Here is an 18,126-nt window from a genome sequence, read left to right as displayed (position 1 = left end):
TAGTTTCAATCTTCGGTTTAGCGACGATCAATTGGTCTTTTCAAATACAAATGACTAGCATTCATCCATGCATTCGAACCGGAGTCCCGCCATGTCCCGCATCCGCGCCACCGCCCGCCAGAACCTGCCCACGCTGATGAAGACCGGCAGCTACTACGTGATCCACGTCTGCGTGGCCGCCCTGGTGGCCTACGCCGTCACGGGCAACCTGATCGCCTCGCTCACCCTCAGCCTGCTGGAGCCCACGGTGCAGGCCGTGGCCTTCTTCTTCCACGAAAAGGCGTGGGAGCGCACGCTGCGGCGGCGTGCCGCGCAGCCGCGCGCAGAGCCGGCGCTCGCCGGCTGACCGGCCACTCGCGTGTAAATGTGCAAATTGCACATTTGCACTAGAATCCGGGACATCGATGGTTTCCCGGGCCGCGGCCCGCTCTGTCACACCATGTCCCACACCCCGGATCAGACCGCCCTGCTCTCCGCCTTCGGGCAGCTCCTGCGGCCGCTGGCGCGGCTGGCCCTCTCGCGCGGATTGCCCTATCCCGCCCTGGATGAACTGCTGCGCACCGCCCTCGTGGAGGAAGCGCGCCGCCTGCATGCCGACGCGCCCGCGCACGGCCTGGTGAGCCGCGTGAGCACCGCCACCGGCCTGAGCCGCCGCGAGGCCGGCCGGCTCCTGCAGGCCCGCTCCGCCGACGGGGCCGAGGCCGCTCCCCCGCCCCGGCGCTGGCTGGCCGGCGAGGTCTTCACGCGCTGGATGACCGACCCCGCCTGCGGCCACGGCGCCGAGCCGCGCCGCCTGCCGCGCCAGGGCGCCGCGCCCAGCTTCGAGGCGCTGGCCCAGTCCGTGACCCGCGACGTGCACCCGCGCACCCTGCTCGACGAGCTGTGCCGCCTGGGCCTGGCCGAATGGAATGCCGATGACGACACCGTGGCCCTGCAGCGCAATGCCTTCGTGCCCTGCGCCGACTTCACGCGCATGCTGGGCCTGCTGGCCGACAACGTGGGCGACCACCTGCACGCTGCCGTCGACAACGTGCTCGGCGGCAGCGGCGACGCGCACTTCGAGCAGGCCGTCTACGCCGACGAGCTGTCGCAGGAATCGGTGCACGCCCTGCGCCCGGTGATCGCCGCGCAGTGGGCCGCGCTGTTCGGCCGCCTCGTGCCCCTGCTGGAGCAGCACATCGCCAGCGACAAGGCCGCCGCCCGTGCGCAGGACCAGCGCGTGCGCATCGGCTTCTATTCCTACGCCGAACCCATGGCGCAGCCCCCCATTCACCAACCCCCTCACGGAGCATGACCATGCAACCCACACATCCCACCTCTCCCGCCCGCCGCCGCCTGCTCGCCGGGGGCGCCGCATCGGCCGCGCTGGCCCTGTTCGGCTGCGGAGGGGGCGGCGGCGACAGCCTGGCCGGCGTGGGCAGCGGCGGCACCGGCTCGTTCGCCAGCGGGCCCATCCACGGCTTCGGCTCCATCATCGTGGGCGGCGTGCGCTACGACGACAGCGCCGCCCGCATCGTCACCGATGCAGGCGCCGCGGCCAGCAGCGCCGACCTGCGCCTGGGCATGGTGGTCGAGGTGAACGGCGGCGACATCGCCACCGACGCCCTCACCGGCCAGCGCCGCGCCGCCGCCAGCGCCATCAGCGTGCGCAGCGAGATCGAAGGCCCCATCGAAGCCATCGACCCCGCCGCCGGCACCCTCGCCGTGCTCGGCCAGCAGGTGCGCGTGACCCCCGCCACCGTATTCGACGACGACCTGCGCGGCGGCCTCGCCAGCCTGCGCGTGGGGCAGGTCGTGGAAATCTACGGCCTGCTGAACGCTGCGGGCCAGTACACCGCCACCCGCATCGACGACGAGGACGGCGCCCGCCACTACAAGCTGCGCGGCCCGGTGAGCGGCCTGGACAGCGCCGCGCGCACCTTCCGCATCGGCACCGCCACCGTTTCCTATGTGGGCCTGGGCACGCCGCCGGCGGGCCTGGCCAACGGCCAGTACGCCCGCGTGGAGCTGGACCCCGTGCCCGGCGCCGCTGGCACGTGGACCGCCACCCGCCTGCAGACCACGCCCACCGGCACGGGCAGCCTGCCCGCCACGGGCCGCGTGAACGCCGAGCTGGAGGGCTACATCTCCGCCTTCGCCAGCAGCACGCGCTTCGCCGTGAACGGCGTGGACGTGGATGCCAGCGGCGCGGCCCGCCTGCCCGCCGGCCTAGCGCTGGGCCGGCGCGTGGAAGTCGAGGGCGTGCTGGTGAACGGCACCCTGGTCGCGCGCGAGGTGGAGCTGGAAGACGATGACGACCGCGACGGCGGCGGCCTGGAGATCGAAGGCCGCATCACCAGCGTGGCCGCGGGCGGCTTCGTGGTGCGCGGCGTGACGGTCGGCTACGACGCCGCCACGCGCTTCAAGGGCGGCACGCCCGCCCAGCTCGCCGTGGGCGTGAAGGTGGAGGTGCAGGGCAGCCTCTCGCCCGACGGCGCGACGCTGCTGGCGACCGAGATCGAATTCGACGACTGAGAAAACGGCAGGGGGCCCGTCAGGCCCTCACATCGAGCAGTGCGCCGGCCATATCATCGGCCGTGCGCAGCACCAGCAGGCTGGCCTTGAAGGCGTAGGTGGCGGCGATCTGCTCCACCGCTTCCTGCTCCAGCGCCACGCCGGGCTCGCCCGCCTGGCCCGGGCGGGCGCGCGTGCCGCCGAGGGAGGGAGCGGCCTGCTGCTCCACCGTCTGGCGGCGGAAGCCCTCGGTGTTCATGTTGGCCACGTTGTGCGCGCTGCTGTCCAGGCGCAATTGCGCGGCCTGGAGGCCGGACTGGGCGATGGCGGCAATGGAGGTCATGGTGCCCATGTTATCGGCAAAGCGCGCCAGCCCTTGAGTTTGCTCCTATTTTAATAGCTGCTTGCGCTTACTGCATAAGCGCTGGAGGTCCAATTTCCTCAAGCTCCTGCATGTTCCTGCACCAGGCAGCGCTGGAACGCCTGCGCCGCGCGGCTGGGCTCGGGCGAGCGCCGCACCAGGCTCACGAAGCGGCAGTCGTAGCGGAACGCCTCGGGCCGCACGGCGCGCATGCGGCCCTGGCGCTCGAAGCCTTCGGCGTAGTGGTCGGGCAGGAAGCCGAGGAAGCGCCCCGACAGCACCAGCGTGGCGATCGACTCCTGGTCGAAGCCCGTGGCGCTGCGCGTCAGGCGCGCCTCGTGGCTCAGCTCCATGTTGGGCGAGTGGTAACCCAGGCCGGCGAAGGGGTAGCGGCGTACAGCGTCCCAGTCCAGCCCCTGGTTCTGGTCGTGGTGGAGCGCGTCGAACAGCGGGTGGCCCGCGCCGCAGTAGAGCAGCATGGTTTCGCCGAACAGGTCCGCATAGACCAGGCTCTGCGAACTGCGGTGCGCGGGAATGATGCCCACCTGGTAGCTGCCGTCGATCACGCCGCGCTCGATGGCGTTGATCGAGCCCACGTGCAGCTGCAGTTGCACGTGCGGCGCCTCGGCGGCGAAGGCGGCGATGGCCGCGTCGATGTGCGCGGCCGGGTTGCTGGCCGTCTTGTCGAACACCGCCACGGCGAGCTGCCCGCCCATGCGCGCATGGATGTCGTCGATGCTGCCCAGGAACCCCCGCACCGAGGCCAGCAGGCGCAGCGTTTCCTCGTAGACGCGCTGTCCCTCAGGCGTGAGCGCGAAGCCCGCGCGGCCGCGTCGGCACAGGGTCAGGCCCAGGCGCGTTTCCAGGTCCTTCACGTGGCGGCTCACGGTGCTGGTGCCGATGTTCAGCTCCAGCTCCGCCGCGGCCATGCCGCCGCACTCGACCACGGCCTTGAAGACCTGCAGCAGGCGCAGGTCCATGTCGGAGAGCTGGCCCAGCACGGCGCGCTGGCGGGAGGGGGCTTTTACTTGCATAGATTGGCAAGTGAACGTGGATATTTGTTGCTTCAACGGATTATGGCCGGGGCCACAATGCGCGCATTCCCTTTCACGGAGAGCCGCCATGTCTTTTGCCGTCATCGACGAAACCACCTCCTCCCCGCGCATGGACGCCGCCTGGCTCGACGCGCACTGGATGCCCTTCACGGGCAACCGCAACTTCAAGGCCAAGCCGCGCATGATCGTGGGCGGCCAGGGCGCCTACTACACCGATTCGGAAGGCCGCAAGATCTTCGACGGCCTCTCGGGCCTGTGGTGCTCGGGCCTGGGCCATGGCCGCACCGAGGTGGCGCAGGCCATCGGCAAGGCGGCCGCCACACTGGACTACGCGCCCGCATTCCAATTCGGCCACCCGGCCTCGTTCGAGCTGGCCAACCGCATCAAGGACCTGACGCCCGCGGGCCTGGACTACGTGTTCTTCACCGGCTCGGGCTCCGAGGCGGCCGACACCTCGCTCAAGATGGCCCGCGCCTACTGGCGCGCCAAGGGCCAGGCCGGCAAGACGCGCCTGATCGGCCGCGAGAAGGGCTACCACGGCGTGAACTTCGGCGGCATCTCGGTCGGCGGCATGGTGGGCAACCGCAAGACCTTCGGCCAGACGGTGGAGGCCGACCACATCCCCCACACGCAGCCGCCCGTGGGCTCGTTCCACAAGGGCATGCCCGACATCGACGGCCGGGCCCTGGCCGACAAGCTGCTGGACGTGATCGCGCTGCACGACGCGAGCAACATCGCCGCCGTGATCGTGGAGCCGTTCTCGGGCTCGGCCGGCGTGGTCATCCCGCCCCAGGGCTACCTGCAGCGCCTGCGCGAGATCTGCACGCAGAACCACATCCTGCTGATCTTCGACGAGGTCATCACCGGCTTCGGCCGCTGCGGCGGCTGGACGGGCGCCGAGGTGTTCGGCGTGACGCCCGACATCATGAACTTCGCCAAGCAGGTGACGAATGGCGCCCAGCCGCTGGGCGGCTGCGTCGCCACCAAGGAGATCTACGACACCTTCATGGCGCAGGGCGGCCCCGAGTACATGCTCGAATTTCCCCACGGCTACACCTACTCCGCCCACCCCGTGGCCTGCGCGGCGGGCAACGCGGTGCTCGACATCCTGCAGAAGGAAGACATGCCTGGGCGCGTGAAGGCGCTGTCGCCCTTCTTCGAGAAGGCCGTGCACAGCCTCAAGGGCGCCAAGCACGTGGCCGACATCCGCAACTACGGCCTGGCCGCGGGCTTCACCATCGCGTCGCTGCCGGGCGAGCCCGCCAAGCGCCCCTACGAGGTCGCGATGAAGTGCTGGGACAAGGGCTTCTACGTGCGCTACGGCGGCGACACGATCCAGATCGCGCCCCCGTTCATCAGCACCGAGGCAGAGATCGAGCGCCTGGTGAACGCACTGGGCGACGCGCTGGCCGAGACCGCCTGATCTTCCTTTTTGATAGCTGCCAGCGCTTGCCCAGCAAGCGCTGTAGGCACTTTTGACCATTCATTCCATGCACAACGACAAAACCGTGACCCAGACCGTCAGCCACCTGATAGACGGCCAGCTCGTGGCCGACACCGAGCGCACCCAGCCGGTGTTCAACCCCGCCACCGGCCAGTCCTCGCTGAACGTGGCCCTGGCCAGCCAGGCCACCGTGGAGGCGGCCATCGCTTCGGCCCAGGCAGCGTTCCCCGCCTGGCGCAACACGCCCCCACTCAAGCGCGCGCGCGTTCTGGCCAAGCTCAAGGTGCTGCTCGAGGAGAACGCCGACAGGATCACCGCCCTGATCACCGCCGAGCACGGCAAGGTGCTCGCCGATGCGCACGGCGAGCTGCAGCGCGGCATCGAGAACGTGGAGTACGCCAGCTACGCGCCCGAGCTGCTCAAGGGCGAGCATTCGCGCAACGTGGGCCCCAGCATCGATTCGTGGAGCGAGTTCCAGGCGCTGGGCGTGACGGCCGGTATCACGCCGTTCAACTTCCCCGCGATGGTGCCGCTGTGGATGTGGCCCATGGCCGTAGCCTGCGGCAATACCTTCGTGCTCAAGCCCAGCGAGCGCGATCCCTCGTCCGCCCTGCTCATCGCGCAGCTGGCGCTGGAGGCGGGCCTGCCGCCGGGGGTGCTCAACGTGGTCAATGGCGACAAGACCGCCGTCGATACGCTTTTGCGCGATCCGCGCGTGAAGGCCGTGAGTTTCGTGGGCTCCACGCCGATCGCCGAGTACATCTATTCGGAAGGCTGCAAGCACGGCAAGCGCGTGCAGGCCCTGGGCGGCGCGAAGAACCATGCGGTGCTGATGCCCGATGCGGACATCGGCAATGCGGTGAGCGCGCTGATGGGCGCGGCCTACGGTTCGTGCGGCGAGCGCTGCATGGCCATTCCGCTGGTGGTGGCGGTGGGCGACGAGACGGCCGACAAGGTGATCGAGGGCCTGAAGGCGGAGATCGCCAGGATGAAGGTGGGCCCCGGCACCGACAACGGCAACGACATGGGGCCGCTGGTGACCAAGCAGCACTTCGAGAAGGTGAAGGCCTATGTGGACAGCGGCGTGGCCGAGGGCGCCACGCTGGTGGTCGATGGCCGCGGCGTGCAGGTGGCGGGCCACGAGGAGGGCTACTTCCTGGGCGCCTGCCTGTTCGACCACGTCAAGCCCGGCATGAAGGTCTACCAGGAGGAGATCTTCGGCCCCGTGCTCGGCGTGGTGCGCGTGAAGACCCTGCAGGAGGCGATGCAGCTGATCGACGACCATGAGTACGGCAACGGCACGTGCATCTTCACGCGCGACGGCGAGGCCGCGCGCTATTTCACCGACCACATCCAGGTGGGCATGGTGGGGATCAACGTGCCGCTGCCCGTGCCAGTGGCCTACCATTCGTTCGGCGGCTGGAAGCGCTCGCTGTTCGGCGATCTGCATGCCTACGGGCCGGATGCCGTGCGCTTCTATACCAAGCGCAAGACCATCACCCAGCGCTGGCCGAGCGCGGGTGTGCGCGAGGGGGCCGTGTTCAGCTTCCCCAGCAGCCGCTGAAGCAGCGCCGCACGCACAAAAAAGCCCCTGGGCCTCGCGGCCCAGGGGCTTTGTCTTTGGGACGGCTGCGTCAGTCGAGCGTGATACCAGCGGTCTTGATCACGCCACGCCACTTGTCCACCTCGGTGCGCAGGAATTTCGCCGAGGCCTGCGGGTCGAGCCCCGAGGGCAGCACGCCCACGGAGTCGAGCTTGGCCTTCACCTCGGGCGCGGGCAGGGCCTTGGCGATCTCGGCGTACAGGCGGTCCACGATGGGCTGGGGCGTGCCCACGGGCACGGCCGCGAGGAACCAGGCATCGGCCGTGAAGCCCTTGAGGCCAGCCTCCGTCATCGTCGGCACGTTGGGCATGGACGGCAGGCGCTCGGTGTGCGCCACGGCCAGCGCGCGCACCTTGCCCGCATTGAGCTGCGAGGCGATGGTCACGGCGGTGAGGAAGCCGAAGTCCGTCTCGCCCGCCACGAGCGACACCACCGACGGCGCGCTGCCCTTGTAGGGGATGTGGCTGACCTTGACCTTGGCCTGCATGGCGTACAGCTCGGCGCCCAGGTGGTTCGGGCCGCCCGTGCCGGACGAGGGGTAGTTGAGCTTGCCGGGCGCGGCCTGCGCGGCGGCGGTGAGGTCGGCCAGCGAGCGCAGCGGGCTGTTCTCGCCCACGGTGAGCACGAGCGGGCTGCGGCCCACGAGGCTCACGGGCGCGAAGTCGCGCAGCGGGTCGTAGGGCAGCCTGGTGTACAGGCCCGGCGCCATGGACATGCAGCCCACGTCGCCCAGGATGACCGTGTAGCCGTCCGGCGGCGCCTTGGCCACGAGGTCGCAGCCGATGGTGCCGTTGGCGCCCGGCTTGTTGTCCACCACCACCGTGGCCTGCATGTTCTCGCCCATCTTCTGCGCCAGCAGGCGGCCCAGGATGTCGGTCGAGCCGCCGGGCGCGAACGGGATGACGAGGCGGATGGGCTTGGTGGGATAGGCACCGGCGTTCTGGGCCTGCGCCAGGGGCGCGGACAGGGCCGCGGCGGCTGCGGCACCGCCGATCAGCGCGCGCCAGAGCGCACGGGACTTTGCAGGAGGGTTCATGGGTTCCTTGGGGATTCGTTGCGGGGGCGGCGCAGCATAGCAAAGGCCGGGCACGGGCAGCCTGCATTGACGCAGGTCCTCGCGCACCTGCCGGAGCACTGCTACAGTTGGTTGCATTACCGGGCCCCGCATGACCGCCGCTCCCTCCACCCACGCCTCGAAGACCCACTGGGCCGTGCGCATGAACTGGCGCAACCGTTCGGTCTTCTTCGCGCTGCTGGGCCTGATCGTGGGCCTCCATCTCCACCAGACCGGCCGCCTTGCGGCGGGAGGGGCGTGGCTGGTGCTGCAGTTCGCGGTCTATCCGCAAGTCATCTACCAGTACGCACGGCGCAGCGCCCACCCGCGCCGCGCCGAGGAGCGCAACATGGCGCTCGACGGCTTCTGCTTCGGCATCTGGATCGTCTGGCTGGGCCTGCCCCTGTGGATCAGCTTCATCATGTTCATCGCGGTGTGCGTGAACCTCGTCGTTTTCAAGGGGCCGACCGGCTTGGCCGAACTGGCCGGCGTGGTGGTGGCGGGCATGCTGCTGGGCGTGGCCATCTTCTGGCCGCCAGTCTGGGCGCCCGACACCAGCCTGACGGTGTCGCTGCTGTGCATGGGGGTCCTGACGGCGTTTCTCGTCGTCTTCGCCCGCGATGGCTATCTGCGCGCCAAGGGGCTGTACGAAAGCCGCAGGCAGGCGCAGCGGCAGCTGGACGAGATCCGCATGCTGCAGGTGCGCCTGCACGACATGGCGCTGCGCGACCCGCTCACCGGGCTGTTCAACCGGCGCTCGCTCGACACCGCGCTGGCCGAAGCGCTCGCCCGCTGCCAGCAGGCCCGCGAGCCGCTGTGCGTGCTGATGATCGACATCGACCACTTCAAGCACATCAACGACACCCACGGCCATCCGGCCGGCGACGCGGTCCTGCAGGCGCTGGCGCACCTGCTGCAGTCGCACGTGCGCGCCAGCGACCTGGCCATACGCATGGGGGAGAGGAGTTCCTGCTGGCGCTGCCCAACGTCCCGATCGCGCAGGCGCAAGAACGCGCACAGGCACTGCGCACCGCGTTCGAGGACCTGCAGGTCGCATACGGCGCGGCGACGCTGCGCGGCACGCTGTCCTGCGGCATCGCATGCTTTCCGGGCCACGGCGCCAGCGCCACGAAGCTGGTGCAGGCTGCCGACGCCGCGCTCTACGCGGCCAAGCTGGCCGGCCGCAACCGGGTGGTGGCGCACGCGGCGCAGGAAGCGCCCGTGTCCTGAGAACGTGTTTACGCTCTTTTCATGGTGCCCGTTGCCCCGCCAAGGGGGCAGCTGTTAGGCGCAAAGCGCAGCCGGGCTGGTGGCCCGGCGAGCATTTGCAACGCGGCAGATGCCTCCTTGGCGGGGCAACCCTCCGGGCAAGGCAGCAAAGAGCCGCACTCGTCGTTGCGCGCCTTGTCCAGGCCGCCAGCATGGCCTGCGGCGCGCGCCTAGATTGCGGCTCTTTGCTGCCTTGCGGGCACCATGAAAAGAGCGTAAACACGTTCTGAGCCTGCCGGCTCACTGCGCCCCGTCCGCGAGCTTGCGCGGCCGCTTCGCGGGCGCAGGGGCCGCGCGGGGGCGGCGCAGCGTGTCGGCATCCAGGATCAGGCGGCCCTGGATGCGGCCCTTCATGCGCTTGACGCTGCTGGCCGCGTCCTGCATATGGCGTTCCATGAGCACGCGGACCTTCTCGGCGTCGCGCGCGCGCGCGGCCTGCACGATGTCGCGATGGAACTGCGCATTGGTCTCGCCGAAGCGCCGATGCTCGGCCTGCGAGGTGCGGTTGCCCAGCACGATGAGCTGGCGGATCATCTCGTTGATCAGCTCGCAGGTGAAACGCAGGAACGGGTTGGGGTTGGCCGCCGCGAGGATGTCGTGGAAGTTCACGTCTTCGCGCCGCTGGTTCAGCAGGTCCCCCTGGGCCTGCGTGGGGTCGCAGCAGGCGATGCTGTGCTCCAGCGCCTCGAAGTCGGCCTCGTCCAGGTGCGCCACGGCGCCGGCGGCCAGCAGGGGTTCGAGCTGCTGGCGCACGGCGTAGATGTCGTCGATGGTCACTTCCTTGAAGAACAGGTAGTTCTGCATGAACTGCAGCGTGCGGTCCAGCGGCACCTCGACAATGGTGCCGCCGCCTGACGGGCCCGTGGAGATGGTGACGAGGCCCTGCACCTCCAGCGACTTGAGCGCCTCGCGGATGGTGCCCTTGCTGACCTGGAACTGCGCCTGCAGCTCGCTCTCGCGCGGCAGGCGGTCGCCGGGGCTCAGGTTCTTCTCGGTGATCATCCGCTTGATCTCCTGGGCCACGAGATCGGAGCGCTTGAGCTGCTTGATCGCCAGGGGAGCGGACTTCTGTGTTGCCATGGCTTGTTGTCTTTCCTCGGGGTGGTCAGGCGCCGCCGGCACCCCTGCATTCGCTGTCTTGGTGCAGTATGCACCGCCCGGGGGCATGGTGGAAGCTTCTAGGGTTTGTACGCGTCATATTCATTCTATTTGTCACTATAAATATGAACAAGGAGCGTGATCGCATGGCCCAGCGGATTGGCATGCAACGTGCTCTGACACAAGCCCCAACCCGTTCCCACACCACGGAGTCCCTCATGCAACGTCGTCACCTCCTGCAACTTTCCGCGCTCGGCGCACTGCCCGCATCCCTCGGCCTGGGCGCCAGCGCCTGGGCCCAGTCCAAGGATGCGATCCAGTTCGGCTGCCCCGTGCCCATGTCGGGCGCGTTCGCGGCCAACGGCAAGTACGCAGACCTGGGGATGAAGCTCGCCATCGAGCAGTACGGCAAGGCCCTGGACCGCCCCCTGGCCTACACGCTGCTCGACACCGAAGGCAAGCCCGCCACCGCCGTGCGCAAGGTGCAGGAGTCGGCCCAGCAAAAGGGCGCGCGCTTCTTCGCGGGCGGCATCCTGTCGTCCGAGGCCCTGGCCATGGGCAAGGAGGCCGAGAAGGCCGGCGGCATCTTCATCACCACGGCAGGCGCCGACGAGCTCACGGGCACGGACTGCAACAGCGCCACGTTCCGCTGGTCGGTGCCCACCTTCGGCGCCATCGAGCAGACGGTGCGCCCGCTGCTCGAAGCCCATCCCAAGGCCAAGCGCTGGTACACCATCACGCCGCAGTACGTGTTCGGCGACGGCCTGCTCACCGCCGCCAAGAACATCTTCAAGGAAAAGGGCATCGAGCACGTGGGCAACAGCTACCACTCGCTGACCGAGAAGGAGTTCAGCGGCTACCTGACCAACGCCATGGCCGCCAAGCCCGACGTGCTGCTGCTGCTCAACTTCGGCGCCCAGTCGTCCGACGCGCTGCGCCAGGCGGTGAGCTTCGGCATGCACAAGAACATGACCATCCTGATCGCCTGGGCCTCGGGGCTGGAGCAGTTCGAGTCGCTCGGTGCCGACCTGTGCGACGGCGTGTATTTCGGCGCGCAGTACTGGCACACGGCGGACACGCCGCTGAACCACGACCTGGTCAAGCGCTCGCAGGCCACGTTCAAGTCCAACCCCAACTACAGCCTGGCGGGCTCCTACATCTGCACCAAGCTGCTGATCGACGCCATCATCAAGGCGGGCACGGTGGACCAGAAGGCCGTCGTCGCGGCGCTGGAGGGCATGAAGTACCAGGGCCTGACGGGCGAGGAAGAGGTGCGCAAGGCCGACCACCAGGTGCTCAAGAACTACTACCTGCTCAAGGGCAAGGCCAAGTCCAGGATGGCCAACAAGGACGACTACGTGGATGTGGTGAGCTCCGGCAAGTCCTTCCTGCCCGTGGACAAGACCGGCTGCAAGCTGGCCTGACGGGCCGCAGCCGGTTCTCAAGCAGAAAACGCCTCCAGCGCTTTATAGATAAGCGCTAGCAGCTATATTTTTAATAGTCCTCATGAGCATCTACCTGCTACAGACCATCAACGGGATCGGCATCGGCATGCTGTATTTCCTGTTGGCCGTGGGCCTGTCCATCGTGTTCGGCCTGCTGCGCTTCGTGAACTTCGCGCACGGCGCCTTCTACCTGCTGGGCGCGTACTTCTGCTACCAGATGACGCGCTGGGGCCTGAGCTTCTGGCTGGCCCTGGTGGTGGCGCCCCTGGCCGTGGGCGCCATCGGCTGGTTCACCGAGAAGCTGATGCTGCGCCACGTGTACGCCAAGCCGCACGAGTTCCACATCATCGTCACCGTGGGCCTCGCGCTGGTGGTGCAGGAGCTGGTGATCCTGCAGTGGGGGCCGCTGGGCGACAGCGTGGCCGTGCCCGAGCTGCTGCAGGGCGTGGTGATGTGGGGCAGCTTCGTCTACCCGAAGTACCGGCTGTTCGTGATCGGCTTCACGGCCGTGCTGGCGGTGCTGCTGTGGTGGGTGCTGGAGGGCACGCGCCTGGGCAGCGCGGTGCGCGCGGGCAGCGAATCGACCGAGATGGTCTCGCTGCTGGGCCTGAACGTGCTGCGCATCTTCAGCCTGGTGTTCGCGCTGGGCGCGGCCACGGCGGCGCTGGCGGGCGTGCTGGCCGCGCCCATTCGCGGCGCCGAGCCGTTCATGGGCATCGAGGCGCTGGGCGTGGCCTTCGTGATCGTGGTCGTGGGCGGCCTGGGCAGCTTCGGCGGCGCGCTCGTCGGCGGGCTGCTCATCGGCATCGTGCAGAGCGTGATGAGCACGCTGTGGCCCGAGGGCGCGCGCCTGATGATCTACGTGGCCATGGCCGCCGTGCTGCTGCTGCGCCCCCATGGCCTGCTGGGCCGCAAAGGATGACCTCACCATGACCAGGCACTTCCATCTTCTTCTCGCGCTGGCCATCGTGGTGGCCATGCCGCTCTTCATGCAGTCGGGCTCGCTCGCCAGCGAGGTGCTGATCTTCGGCCTGGCCGCCATGGGCTGCAACCTGCTGCTGGGCTACACCGGCCTGCTCTCGTTCGGCCAGGGCATCTTCTTCGGCCTGGGCAGCTACACCATCGGCCTGCTGCTCACGCGCTGGCCGCTGCCCATGCCGCTGGCCCTCACGGCCGCCGTGGCCATGGGCGCCGTGGGCGCCGCCATCGTCGGCTGGGTCGCCATCCGCCAGCGCGGCACCTACTTCGTGATGCTGACGCTGGCCTTCGCGCAGATGTTCTACTTCATCGCCTACACGGCCACGGGCCTCACGGGCGGCGACAACGGCCTGCTGGACATCCCGCGCCCCTCGCTCGCCGTGGCGGGCCACACGCTGTGGCCGCTGGCCACGCCGTGGCAGTACTACGGCTTCGTGGCCGTGCTGTTCCTCTGCGCGTTCTGGCTGCTGCGCCGCGTGTGCGACTCGGTGTTCGGCCGCACGCTGCTGGCCGTGCGCGACAACGAGGAGCGCGCCGCCGCCATGGGCTACGACCTGCGCCTGCTGAAGCTGCAGGCCTTCGTGATCTCGGGCGCGGTGACGGGCCTGGCCGGCGCGCTGCACGCGATGATGACCGGCATCGCTCCGCTGTCGAACGCCGAGTACCACACGAGCGAGATGATCCTCGTGATGACCGTCATCGGCGGCACGGGCAACCTGCTGGCCTCGGTGCTGGGCGCGGCGTTCTACGTGCTGCTGGGCGACTGGCTCTCCACGCTGTGGCCGCGCTGGCTGCTGCTGCTGGGCGTGGTGCTGATGGTGGTCAGCCTGGGGCTGCAGCGCGGGCTGTGGGGCCTGGGCGAAAGCCTGTGGGGCCTGGTGCGGCGCAAGGCGCCCAAGGACGCATCGTCCGCCGGCCTGAATGCGACGGGAGACAACGCATGAGCGCCGCCGCCTCCCCCATCCTGCTCGAAGCCCAGGGCGTCGAGAAGCGCTACGACAAGTTCGTCGCCCTGGGCGGCGTAGACCTGAAGGTGCGCGCCAACACCGTGCACTCGGTCATCGGCCCCAACGGCGCGGGCAAGACCACGCTGTTCCACATGCTCACGGGCACCAAGACCGTGAGCGGCGGGCGCATCCTGTTCGACGGCCACGACGTCACGCGCGAGCCCGACCACCGGCGCGTGCGCCGGGGCATGGCGCGCTCGTTCCAGGTGACCAGCCTGTTCCTCACCCTGCCGGTGCGCGAGAACCTGCGCCTGGCCGCGCAGGGCGTGGCGCCCGCCATGGCGCTCAACTGCTGGAGCCCGCCCGTGGGCCGCCGCTCGTGCGCCGACACGGTGGCGAGCGTGCTGGCGCGCCTGGGGCTGGAGCGCCACGCCGACACCCCGGCGGGCAACCTCTCGCACGGCCAGCAGCGGCGCCTGGAGGTGGGCATGGCGCTGGCCGCGCGGCCCAAGGCGATCTTCCTCGACGAGCCCACCTCCGGCATGGGCATCGACGACCTGGACGACATGAAGCGCCTGATCCAGGGCCTCAAGGACGAGCACACCGTGGTGCTCATCGAACACAACATGGGCATCGTCATGGACATCTCCGACACCATCACCGTGATGCAGCAGGGCCGCGTGCTGGCCGAAGGGCTGCCCGACGCGATCCGTGCCGACGAGCGCGTGCGCAGCGCCTACCTGGGCAACATGATCACCGGGGGCAAGGCATGAGCAGTGCACCACTTCTCTCGGTGGAGGGCATCCACGCGCATTACGGCAAGAGCCACGTGCTGCAGGGTGTGTCGCTGCACGTCGGCGACGGCGAACTGGTCACGCTGCTGGGCCGCAACGGCGCGGGCAAGACCACCACGCTCAAGACCATCGCGGGCGCCATGGCACCCACGCAGGGCCAGGTGCGCTTCGGCGGCGAGGCCACGCACCGCCTGGCGACGCACCTCGTGGCGCAGCGCGGCATCTGCCTGGTGCCCGAGCACCGCGGCATCTTCAAGCTGCTCACGGTGGAGGAGAACCTGATGCTGGGCCAGCGCAAGCACTCTCCCTGGCAGCTGGAGGACGTGTACCGCATCTTTCCCCGCCTCAAGGAGCGGCGCGCCAACGGCGGCGGCCAGCTCTCGGGCGGCGAGCAGCAGATGCTGGCCATCGGCCGCGCGCTCATGAACGCGCCGCGCCTGCTCATGCTCGACGAGCCGGTGGAGGGCCTGGCGCCCGTGATCGTCGAGGAAATCGTGGCCCAGCTCAAGACCATCAAGGCCGCGGGCGTGGCCATCCTGCTGGTGGAGCAGAACCTGGAGGTCTGCACGCAGCTGGCCGACCGGCACTATGTCATCGAACAGGGCGCGATCGTGCACGAAGCCACCAACGATGCCTTCATGGCGGACGACGCCGTGAAGGACCGCTACCTCGGCGTCGGCATGGCCTGACGCCTTCTTTCCCGCTGGAGCCCCCCATGGACCTGAATACCTCCGCCCCTTCCGTCGCCGCACTGCGCATCGACGGCGCACGCCTGTGGCAATCGCTGATGGATCTGGCGCGCATCGGCGGCACGCCCAAGGGCGGCGTGTGCCGCCTCGCGCTCACCGACCTGGACCGCCAGGGCCGCGACCTCTTCGCGCAATGGGCGCGCGACGCCGGCTGCACGCTGCGCGTCGATGCCATCGGCAACATCTTCGCGCGCCGCGCGGGCGCGGACGACAGCCTGCCGCCGGTGATGACCGGCAGCCACATCGACACCCAGCCCACGGGCGGCAAGTTCGACGGCAACTACGGCGTGATGGCGGGCCTGGAGGTGCTGCGCACGCTCAACGCCGCCGGCGTGCGCACGCGCGCGCCCATCGAGGTGGCCGTGTGGACCAACGAGGAAGGCTCGCGCTTCGTGCCCGTGATGATGGGCTCGGGCGTGTTCGCGGGCGCATTCACGCTGGAGCATGCGCTCGCGCAGCGCGATGCCCAAGGCGTGAGCGTGGGCGAGGCCCTCGCAGCCATCGGCTATGCCGGCGAGGCCGGCCCCGCCCCGGCCGTGGGCGCGTATTTCGAGGCGCACATCGAGCAGGGCCCCGTGCTCGAGAAGCACGGGCGCGTGATCGGCGTGGTGCAGGCCGCGCTGGGCCAGCGCTGGTACGACGTGACCGTGCACGGCATGGAGGCGCATGCCGGCCCCACGCCCATGGAGCTGCGCCAGGACGCGCTGCTGGCCGCGAGCCATCTCGTGGCCGAGGTCAACCGCATCGCGGTGAACCGCATGCCGCATGCGCGCGGCACGGTGGGTTCGCTGGAGGTGTTCCCGAACTCGCGCAACGTGATCCCGGGCCGCGTCAAGTTCAGCGTGGACCTGCGCGCGCCCGACGACGCCCAGCTGCTCGACATGGACGCCGCGCTGCGCAGCGCCTGCACCCGCATCGCCGCCGAGCGCGGCCTGCGCGTGGACGTGGAGCAGGTGGTCTACTTCCCGCCGCAGCCCTTCACGCCGCACCTGGTGGAGGCCGTGCGCGCCAACGCGGCCGACCTGGGCTACGGCAGCATGGACGTGGTGAGCGGCGCCGGCCACGACGCCGTCTACGTGGCCCGCGTGGCGCCCGCGGCCATGATCTTCGTGCCCTGCGCCGACGGCATCAGCCACAACGAGATCGAGGACGCCGAGCCCGCCCACCTGGAGGCCGGCTGCAACGTGCTGCTGCGCGCCATGCTGGCGGCCGCGGAGGTGGTGTCGTGAAGGTCCTGATCGCGCGCCTCAACCACGAGACCAACACCTTCTCTCCCGTGCCCACGCCCCTCGAGGCGTTCGCGCCCACCTACGGCGAGGACGCCTACCGCGCCAACAAGGGCATGCGCACGGCCATGGCCGCGTTCATCGAACTGGCGGAAGGCCTGGGCGCCACGCTGGTCACCCCGGTGTCGGCCACCGCCAACCCAAGCGGCCCCGTGCACGCTGCGGCCTACGACGAACTCACGCGCCGCATCGTCGAGGCCGCGCCGGGCTGCGACGCGATCCTGCTCGACCTGCACGGCGCCATGGTGGCCGAGAACACCGACGACGGCGAGGGCGACCTGCTGGCGCGCGTGCGTGCCGCCGCGCCCGGCGTGCCGCTGGGCGTAGCGCTGGACCTGCACGGCAACATCACCGAAAAGATGGTGGCGAACGCCGACGTGATGGTGGGCTTCAAGACCTATCCGCACATCGACATGTACGAGACCGGCGAGCATGCAGGCCGCCTGCTGCTGCAGATGCTGCGCGGCCAAGCGCGCTACTGCGTGCGCTGGCACCGCCTGCCCCTCATGAGCCACACGCTGCGCAGCACAACATTGGGCGGCCCCATGCGCGACGCCGTTGAAGCGGCACGCACATTGGAGCGTGGCGGAATGCCCGCCGTGTCGGTGTTCGGCGGCTTCTCGCTGGCCGACATCGAGGCGCCATGCATGAGCGTGGTGGCCACCTGCCGCGCGGAGGACGCCGCCGCGCAATCCCAAGTGGACGGCCTGGCACAGCAGATCTGGCAGCGGCGCGCCGACTACGTGTACCGCAGCGAGCCGCTGCCGCAGTCGCTGCGCCGCGCGCAGGCCCTGGCCGAAGGCGCCTCCCGGCCGGTGCTGCTGCTCGACCATGGCGACAACTGCATGTCGGGCGGCACCTGCGACACCATGGACGTGCTGCAGGCCGCGCGCGCACTGGGGCTCACCGGCATCGCCGTGGGCCCGCTCTGCGATCCCGAGGCCGTGGCGCAGTTCGTCGCCGCCGGCGAAGGCGCCGAGGTGGAGATCGCGCTCGGCAACAAGGTGCCGCTCGACAGCATCGGCCTGCGCAAGGAGCCGCTGCACCTGCGCGGCACCGTGCGCGCCGTGAGCGACGGGGCCTACACCGTGACGGGCCCGATCTACACGGGCCAGCGCTGCCACATGGGCCGCGCGGTGTGCTTCGACACCGGCGATGCGCAGATCGTGGTGGCCGAGCAGACGCACGAGCCCTGGGACCTGGGCGTGTTCCACTGCGTCGGCATCGATCCCACGCGCTTTCGCTTCCTGCTGCTCAAGTCGCGCATGTACTGCCGGCCGGTGTTCGTGCCGCTGTCCGAGGGGCTGGTGGAGTGCGACAGCCCCGGCGTGACCACGTCGGACTACGCGCGCTTCCCGTTCGCGCGGGTCCGCCGCCCCGTGTTCCCGCTCGACCCGATCTGAGCGGCGCCGGAACGATTGCACGCACCCCGATCACAAGTGTTTCACTTGACGGCGGACTGACAGCCGCGCGGCCTACAATCGGCTCCCCCTACCTACTGCTGACGGGGCGCAGGGGCTGCCATGCCGCCGCGTCGGCCATGCTTTCGC

At 69.5% G+C, this 18,126-nt stretch carries 16 protein-coding genes and 1 pseudogene; 13 read left to right on the top strand and 4 right to left on the bottom strand.

Features of this window, described 5'->3' with window-relative positions; translation table 11 throughout:
• Positions 1-91 precede the first annotated feature (91 nt).
• The 3 genes from AAG689_RS22570 (at position 92) to AAG689_RS22560 (ending at position 2,514) form a co-directional block, all read left to right on the top strand.
• The gene (locus AAG689_RS22570) at positions 92-346 is read left to right on the top strand and encodes a DUF2061 domain-containing protein (RefSeq protein WP_406623867.1); all 255 of its coding nucleotides are present in this window, start codon (positions 92-94) and stop codon (positions 344-346) included.
• Between the two features lie 93 nt (positions 347-439).
• Positions 440-1,294 carry a DUF6502 family protein gene (locus AAG689_RS22565; RefSeq protein WP_406623866.1) on the top strand — a complete coding sequence of 285 codons (855 nt, stop codon included), beginning with the start codon at positions 440-442 and terminating at the stop codon, positions 1,292-1,294.
• Between the two features lie 2 nt (positions 1,295-1,296).
• A complete protein-coding gene (locus AAG689_RS22560) occupies positions 1,297-2,514 on the top strand; it encodes a DUF5666 domain-containing protein (RefSeq protein WP_406623865.1) in 1,218 nt (405 codons plus the stop codon).
• A 19-nt stretch (positions 2,515-2,533) separates the two neighbouring features.
• Here AAG689_RS22560 and AAG689_RS22555 read toward each other — a convergent pair whose 3' ends face one another.
• Complete coding sequence (locus AAG689_RS22555) at positions 2,534-2,836, bottom strand: flagellar basal body protein (RefSeq protein ID WP_406623864.1); 303 nt, start codon at positions 2,834-2,836, stop codon at positions 2,534-2,536.
• A 98-nt stretch (positions 2,837-2,934) separates the two neighbouring features.
• Positions 2,935-3,888 (bottom strand): LysR family transcriptional regulator, encoded by a 954-nt coding sequence (locus AAG689_RS22550; protein WP_406623863.1) that lies wholly within the window; start codon positions 3,886-3,888, stop codon positions 2,935-2,937.
• An 88-nt stretch (positions 3,889-3,976) separates the two neighbouring features.
• Between AAG689_RS22550 and AAG689_RS22545 the strand changes: the two genes are divergently transcribed.
• Together AAG689_RS22545 and AAG689_RS22540 are read left to right on the top strand one after the other, a co-directional pair.
• Positions 3,977-5,332: an aspartate aminotransferase family protein gene (locus AAG689_RS22545; RefSeq protein WP_406623862.1), complete on the top strand. Its 1,356-nt coding sequence runs from the start codon at positions 3,977-3,979 to the stop codon at positions 5,330-5,332.
• Positions 5,333-5,399: 67 nt separating this feature from the next.
• Complete coding sequence (locus AAG689_RS22540; RefSeq protein ID WP_406623861.1) at positions 5,400-6,917, top strand: CoA-acylating methylmalonate-semialdehyde dehydrogenase; 1,518 nt, start codon at positions 5,400-5,402, stop codon at positions 6,915-6,917.
• A gap of 70 nt (positions 6,918-6,987) precedes the next feature.
• Here AAG689_RS22540 and AAG689_RS22535 read toward each other — a convergent pair whose 3' ends face one another.
• Entirely contained in the window at positions 6,988-7,992 is a 1,005-nt protein-coding gene (locus AAG689_RS22535; protein ID WP_406623860.1) for a Bug family tripartite tricarboxylate transporter substrate binding protein, read from the bottom strand.
• 130 nt (positions 7,993-8,122) lie between these two features.
• Here AAG689_RS22535 and AAG689_RS22530 point away from each other — a divergent pair.
• Positions 8,123-9,240 (top strand): annotated as a pseudogene (locus AAG689_RS22530) (diguanylate cyclase).
• A gap of 279 nt (positions 9,241-9,519) precedes the next feature.
• Here the strand turns inward: AAG689_RS22530 and AAG689_RS22525 are convergent.
• The gene (locus AAG689_RS22525; RefSeq protein WP_406623859.1) at positions 9,520-10,359 is read right to left on the bottom strand and encodes a FadR/GntR family transcriptional regulator; all 840 of its coding nucleotides are present in this window, start codon (positions 10,357-10,359) and stop codon (positions 9,520-9,522) included.
• Between the two features lie 236 nt (positions 10,360-10,595).
• Here AAG689_RS22525 and AAG689_RS22520 point away from each other — a divergent pair, with 236 nt between their 5' ends.
• From AAG689_RS22520 to AAG689_RS22490, 7 genes are all read left to right on the top strand, one after another.
• Positions 10,596-11,801 carry an ABC transporter substrate-binding protein gene (locus tag AAG689_RS22520; RefSeq protein ID WP_406623858.1) on the top strand — a complete coding sequence of 402 codons (1,206 nt, stop codon included), beginning with the start codon at positions 10,596-10,598 and terminating at the stop codon, positions 11,799-11,801.
• Between the two features lie 82 nt (positions 11,802-11,883).
• On the top strand, positions 11,884-12,744 hold the full coding sequence (locus tag AAG689_RS22515) for a branched-chain amino acid ABC transporter permease (RefSeq protein ID WP_020227225.1): 861 nt from the start codon (positions 11,884-11,886) through the stop codon (positions 12,742-12,744).
• A gap of 7 nt (positions 12,745-12,751) precedes the next feature.
• Positions 12,752-13,744: a branched-chain amino acid ABC transporter permease gene (locus AAG689_RS22510; RefSeq protein WP_406623857.1), complete on the top strand. Its 993-nt coding sequence runs from the start codon at positions 12,752-12,754 to the stop codon at positions 13,742-13,744.
• Positions 13,741-14,520: an ABC transporter ATP-binding protein gene (locus tag AAG689_RS22505; RefSeq protein WP_406623856.1), complete on the top strand. Its 780-nt coding sequence runs from the start codon at positions 13,741-13,743 to the stop codon at positions 14,518-14,520. Before AAG689_RS22510 ends, AAG689_RS22505 begins: the two co-directional genes overlap by 4 nt.
• A complete protein-coding gene (locus AAG689_RS22500; RefSeq protein ID WP_024000950.1) occupies positions 14,517-15,230 on the top strand; it encodes an ABC transporter ATP-binding protein in 714 nt (237 codons plus the stop codon). Before AAG689_RS22505 ends, AAG689_RS22500 begins: the two co-directional genes overlap by 4 nt.
• Before the next feature lie 26 nt (positions 15,231-15,256).
• Positions 15,257-16,519, top strand: a complete 1,263-nt coding sequence (locus AAG689_RS22495) for a Zn-dependent hydrolase (protein ID WP_406623855.1) — start codon at positions 15,257-15,259, stop codon at positions 16,517-16,519.
• Entirely contained in the window at positions 16,516-17,979 is a 1,464-nt protein-coding gene (locus tag AAG689_RS22490) for a M81 family metallopeptidase (RefSeq protein ID WP_406623854.1), read from the top strand. Before AAG689_RS22495 ends, AAG689_RS22490 begins: the two co-directional genes overlap by 4 nt.
• The last annotated feature ends 147 nt before the right edge of the window (positions 17,980-18,126 follow it).

This window comes from Acidovorax sp. SDU_ACID1, from assembly GCF_045291395.1.
Classification (GTDB): Bacteria; Pseudomonadota; Gammaproteobacteria; order Burkholderiales; family Burkholderiaceae_C; genus MR-S7.
Note: the sequence above shows the minus strand (reverse complement) of the source record. Positions and strands in the feature narration are given on the sequence as shown.

What these genes read in the sequence shown, in the direction of transcription:
- AAG689_RS22500 (WP_024000950.1), top strand. Translation starts at nt 14,517, where the DNA reads ATGAGCAGTGCACCACTTCTCTCGGTGGAGGGCATCCACGCGCATTAC.
- AAG689_RS22535 (WP_406623860.1), bottom strand. Translation starts at nt 7,992, where the DNA reads ATGAACCCTCCTGCAAAGTCCCGTGCGCTCTGGCGCGCGCTGATCGGC.
- AAG689_RS22550 (WP_406623863.1), bottom strand. Translation starts at nt 3,888, where the DNA reads ATGCAAGTAAAAGCCCCCTCCCGCCAGCGCGCCGTGCTGGGCCAGCTC.
- AAG689_RS22525 (WP_406623859.1), bottom strand. Translation starts at nt 10,359, where the DNA reads ATGGCAACACAGAAGTCCGCTCCCCTGGCGATCAAGCAGCTCAAGCGC.
- AAG689_RS22565 (WP_406623866.1), top strand. Translation starts at nt 440, where the DNA reads ATGTCCCACACCCCGGATCAGACCGCCCTGCTCTCCGCCTTCGGGCAG.
- AAG689_RS22545 (WP_406623862.1), top strand. Translation starts at nt 3,977, where the DNA reads ATGTCTTTTGCCGTCATCGACGAAACCACCTCCTCCCCGCGCATGGAC.
- AAG689_RS22540 (WP_406623861.1), top strand. Translation starts at nt 5,400, where the DNA reads ATGCACAACGACAAAACCGTGACCCAGACCGTCAGCCACCTGATAGAC.
- AAG689_RS22510 (WP_406623857.1), top strand. Translation starts at nt 12,752, where the DNA reads ATGACCAGGCACTTCCATCTTCTTCTCGCGCTGGCCATCGTGGTGGCC.
- AAG689_RS22495 (WP_406623855.1), top strand. Translation starts at nt 15,257, where the DNA reads ATGGACCTGAATACCTCCGCCCCTTCCGTCGCCGCACTGCGCATCGAC.
- AAG689_RS22505 (WP_406623856.1), top strand. Translation starts at nt 13,741, where the DNA reads ATGAGCGCCGCCGCCTCCCCCATCCTGCTCGAAGCCCAGGGCGTCGAG.
- AAG689_RS22560 (WP_406623865.1), top strand. Translation starts at nt 1,297, where the DNA reads ATGCAACCCACACATCCCACCTCTCCCGCCCGCCGCCGCCTGCTCGCC.
- AAG689_RS22555 (WP_406623864.1), bottom strand. Translation starts at nt 2,836, where the DNA reads ATGACCTCCATTGCCGCCATCGCCCAGTCCGGCCTCCAGGCCGCGCAA.
- AAG689_RS22515 (WP_020227225.1), top strand. Translation starts at nt 11,884, where the DNA reads ATGAGCATCTACCTGCTACAGACCATCAACGGGATCGGCATCGGCATG.
- AAG689_RS22520 (WP_406623858.1), top strand. Translation starts at nt 10,596, where the DNA reads ATGCAACGTCGTCACCTCCTGCAACTTTCCGCGCTCGGCGCACTGCCC.
- AAG689_RS22570 (WP_406623867.1), top strand. Translation starts at nt 92, where the DNA reads ATGTCCCGCATCCGCGCCACCGCCCGCCAGAACCTGCCCACGCTGATG.